Here is a 3,143-nt window from a genome sequence, read left to right as displayed (position 1 = left end):
GTCCCGGAGTAGCCCGGACCTGCCGCGGCTCGCGCCGGTCGTGCCCGGTTGCGGCGCCGGTGCCTGGCGAGTGTTCCCGGCCGCGGCTGTCCGCGCGGATCAGGTGACGTCGGCGATGAGGCAGCAGTGCGCGGCTCGGCGCACGTGTCACACGTGGCCGTCACGTTGTCGTCAGGGCTGGGAACGCGGGGGCGGGTCCGGCGCTGAACGTCCCGGCCTCCGCGTTCTCGGCGTTCGTCGCGGGCGCCCGGGCTTCCTCCCCGGCCGGTCGGGCGTGGTGGGAGGATGGCGGCATGGTGGGGAACGAGCCGTGGGCGGCTCCGCATGGCGATCTGGCGGCGGCGAGGGCGTTGGTGTACGAACCGGGCGGGTTCCGCTGCTCGGTACCGGTGAGCGAGCCGGAGAGCGCCGAGTACGCGGCGTGCGTGTTCACGCTGGACGACCGCTCCGTGCGGTTCCGCGTGGGGAAGACCACGCCGACGAAGGCGGGTCAGTTCGTCACCGTTTGGCAGCGGTCGGCCGAGGGGCCGATCCGACCGTTCGACGCCGACGACGGGGTGGACCTGTTTGTCGTCAGCAGCCGTGACGGCAACGGCTTCGGGCAGTTCGTGTTCCCGTGCGAGGCGTTGTGCGAACGCGGCGTCGTCTCCCGCGACGGCTCCAGAGGGAAGCGCGGGTTCCGCGTCTACCCGCCGTGGGTGACCACGGCCAGTCGGCAGGCCCGCGGCACGCAGGCATGGCAGGCGAGGTACTTCCTCGACCTGGGTGGGGAGGGCCTGGCGCCCGACCTCGCTCGCGCCCGCGCGCTCTACCACGCTTAGGGTGCGGGGCCCGGCGGCGCCGGGCTCAGATCTTGCTCAAGTTCGGGTTCCGCCTGCGCTTGCTCGGGGATGATCGGGTCGTTGCGGTGTGCACCGATGACCTGGTGCACGTGCGGAACCTGAACACGGGGGCTCTCATGGAATTTCTCTTCTACGTCATCCCGATGCTGATCGGCGGGGTCGCGCTCTTCATCGGCTATCGGGTGCTCGGCCGTTCGCTGCAGCTGCGGCGGGCCTGGAGCAGCGGCCTTGTCGCGCAGGGGCGCTGCGTGCGCACCTACACCACAACGCACGGGTACGACGACAACCGGGTGTCCACCACGCTGCACCACGTCTACGAGTTCACGACGGCCGACGGCCGGTCGGTCCGGTTCGAGGAGCCAGGGGGCTCCGCCCTGACGGTGGAGGGCGACGTCGTACCGGTGCGGTACGCGGCCGAACGGCCGGAACATGCCACGGCGCAGGCCGTGCGCCCGGGGCTGAACGCCGCCACCACGGCGGCGACGCTGGTGTTCGTGGGCGTCATGGTGGTGTTCTGCCTCTTCTTCGTCACCACGTTCGCCACGGAGTTCGGCGGCGGCATGCCGTGACCGCGGCGGCGGCGCTCAGCCGCCGACTGTCCCGGCCTCGATGCGGCGGCCACGCGAGGCGTCCACCACGACGGGCGTGCCGTCCGGGATCCGTCCCTCGAGCCGGTCGAGTAGAGGCCCCACCGGCGGGAGTTCACGGGGGGTGCGGACGTGGATGTGCATCGTCCTGGACTTCACGTCGACTCTTGTCACGGACGCGTCCCGCTCTTCGGCGAGCCACTGTTCCGCCGCCTCCTTGGCCCGGCCGGTCCACGTGTTGATCAGCAGCGTGGCCGCGGTGTTGACCGTGAGGGGGACGAGCACGACGACGAACAGCGCGGCCATCGCGGCGTGTGCCCGGCGGGCGGGGCGCCCGACCGCCTTGTCGGCCTCCGTGCCGTATCCGAGCGAGGCGAAGACCAGCATGCCGGCGAAGACCAGGGCGAAGAGGTTCGACAGGAAGAGTGCCAGCGCGCCCAAAGCCAGCCATCCCGACAGCTTGCCCAGGCACACACCGGCGACCACCAGGGGCGGGACGAGGGAGATGGCGATCGCCACTCCGGGCAGTACGGCGGCGACGTCCCGGCGGGCCAGCGCGACGGCGCCGGCCAGGCCGGTCGCCAGGGCGGCGATCAGGTCCATCAGGCCCGGTGACGTCCGCGAGGAGATCTGGCTGTTGGACAGCAGGTCGTAGCCGCCGGGCAGAGCCACCGACATGAGCATTCCGACCGCGATCACCAGCAGGCAGGCGAGGAGGACTACCGCGGCCGACCCCGTGCGGTGGCGCCGCACCGATCCGAGGGCGATGCCCATGATCGGCGTGGCCAGCGGCGCGATGATCATCGCGCCGATCACGGTCGCCGTCGAGTCCGTGATCACCCCGCCGGCCGCGATGACCGCCGACAGTGCGAGCATCGTCCAGAACGCCGATCGCTTGGCCGCGCTGTCCCCGGAGGACAGGATCAGGTCCTGGGTCAGTTCGTCCAGCGAGCGGCGCTGGGACGCCGGCAGGACACGGGCGCGGACCTTGCTGATCATGTCCCTAAACAACCACGACCGGCACGGTGGAGACGGGCAGGACACGGACACACTGCGGGCGGCTCCGCTCTCCGGCTCGGCGGGTGACGGCAAACCGGCTGCGAGGGCCGGGCGGACAGACCTAGTGTTCGCGGCATGAACACCGAACACGGGCGGAGCGCGCCCGCCGAGGAGCGCGCGTCTGACGCAGGGGAGCGGCGGGACGTGCGCCAGGCGGTTCGGCGGGTCGCCGCCGAGGAGGCCGTGCGGTGGCGTGAGCTGTTGGAGCGGCTGAAGTGAGTGTTGTGCACCTGGTGCCGGAGGACGGGCCGGTGATCGCCGGGTACGCCTGCGAGGGCGGACCCGTGGAGATCAGGGACCGGGGACTGCTGACGTCCGCGCTGCGCCGTCCGGAGACGACGGCGTTCGGCGAGGAGCTGTTCCCCGACGTGTTCGACAAGGCCGCCGCGCTGCTGCACGGCATCGCCGTGAACCACCCGCTGGTCGACGGCAACAAGCGGACGGCCTTCCTCGCCTGCGTCACGCTGCTGCGGCTCAACGGCGTCCGGCTGCGGCCGGACGTCGACGAGGCGGAGGACCTGGTCGTCGGCGTGGCGAGCGGGCGAATCCGGGAGGTTCCGGAGATCGCCGGTCGGTTGCGGGCGCTGGGCGTCGGGGCGGAATGACCGCCGTCCGTGGCGGGTGTGGCCGGTTCGGGAGGGCGGTTGCCCGGGGT

At 71.9% G+C, this 3,143-nt stretch carries 5 protein-coding genes; 4 read left to right on the top strand and 1 reads right to left on the bottom strand.

Annotated features, from left to right (window positions below; all coding sequences use genetic code 11):
- The first annotated feature begins 293 nt into the window (after positions 1 to 293).
- Both FNX44_RS25390 and FNX44_RS25385 read left to right on the top strand, forming a co-directional pair.
- Entirely contained in the window at positions 294 to 821 is a 528-nt protein-coding gene (locus tag FNX44_RS25390; protein WP_143651328.1) for a MepB family protein, read from the top strand.
- A gap of 137 nt (positions 822 to 958) precedes the next feature.
- Positions 959 to 1,411, top strand: a complete 453-nt coding sequence (locus FNX44_RS25385) for a DUF3592 domain-containing protein (protein WP_143651327.1) — start codon at positions 959 to 961, stop codon at positions 1,409 to 1,411.
- A gap of 15 nt (positions 1,412 to 1,426) precedes the next feature.
- Here FNX44_RS25385 and FNX44_RS25380 read toward each other — a convergent pair whose 3' ends face one another.
- Positions 1,427 to 2,428 carry a DUF389 domain-containing protein gene (locus FNX44_RS25380; RefSeq protein WP_143651326.1) on the bottom strand — a complete coding sequence of 334 codons (1,002 nt, stop codon included), beginning with the start codon at positions 2,426 to 2,428 and terminating at the stop codon, positions 1,427 to 1,429.
- Between the two features lie 135 nt (positions 2,429 to 2,563).
- Here FNX44_RS25380 and FNX44_RS25375 point away from each other — a divergent pair, with 135 nt between their 5' ends.
- Together FNX44_RS25375 and FNX44_RS25370 are read left to right on the top strand one after the other, a co-directional pair.
- Positions 2,564 to 2,707, top strand: coding sequence for a hypothetical protein (locus tag FNX44_RS25375; protein ID WP_153507727.1), 144 nt, complete (start codon positions 2,564 to 2,566; stop codon positions 2,705 to 2,707).
- Positions 2,704 to 3,093, top strand: a complete 390-nt coding sequence (locus FNX44_RS25370) for a type II toxin-antitoxin system death-on-curing family toxin (RefSeq protein WP_143651325.1) — start codon at positions 2,704 to 2,706, stop codon at positions 3,091 to 3,093. The genes FNX44_RS25375 and FNX44_RS25370 overlap by 4 nt, the downstream gene beginning before the upstream one ends.
- Positions 3,094 to 3,143: the final 50 nt, after the last annotated feature.

Source organism: Streptomyces alkaliterrae (assembly GCF_007097205.2).
In the GTDB taxonomy this organism is placed as follows: domain Bacteria; phylum Actinomycetota; class Actinomycetes; order Streptomycetales; family Streptomycetaceae; genus Streptomyces; species Streptomyces alkaliterrae.
Note: the sequence above shows the minus strand (reverse complement) of the source record. Positions and strands in the feature narration are given on the sequence as shown.

Coding starts and splice junctions, on each gene's coding strand:
- FNX44_RS25390 (WP_143651328.1), top strand. CDS start 294: ATGGTGGGGAACGAGCCGTGGGCGGCTCCGCATGGCGATCTGGCGGCG.
- FNX44_RS25385 (WP_143651327.1), top strand. CDS start 959: ATGGAATTTCTCTTCTACGTCATCCCGATGCTGATCGGCGGGGTCGCG.
- FNX44_RS25380 (WP_143651326.1), bottom strand. CDS start 2,428: ATGATCAGCAAGGTCCGCGCCCGTGTCCTGCCGGCGTCCCAGCGCCGC.
- FNX44_RS25375 (WP_153507727.1), top strand. CDS start 2,564: ATGAACACCGAACACGGGCGGAGCGCGCCCGCCGAGGAGCGCGCGTCT.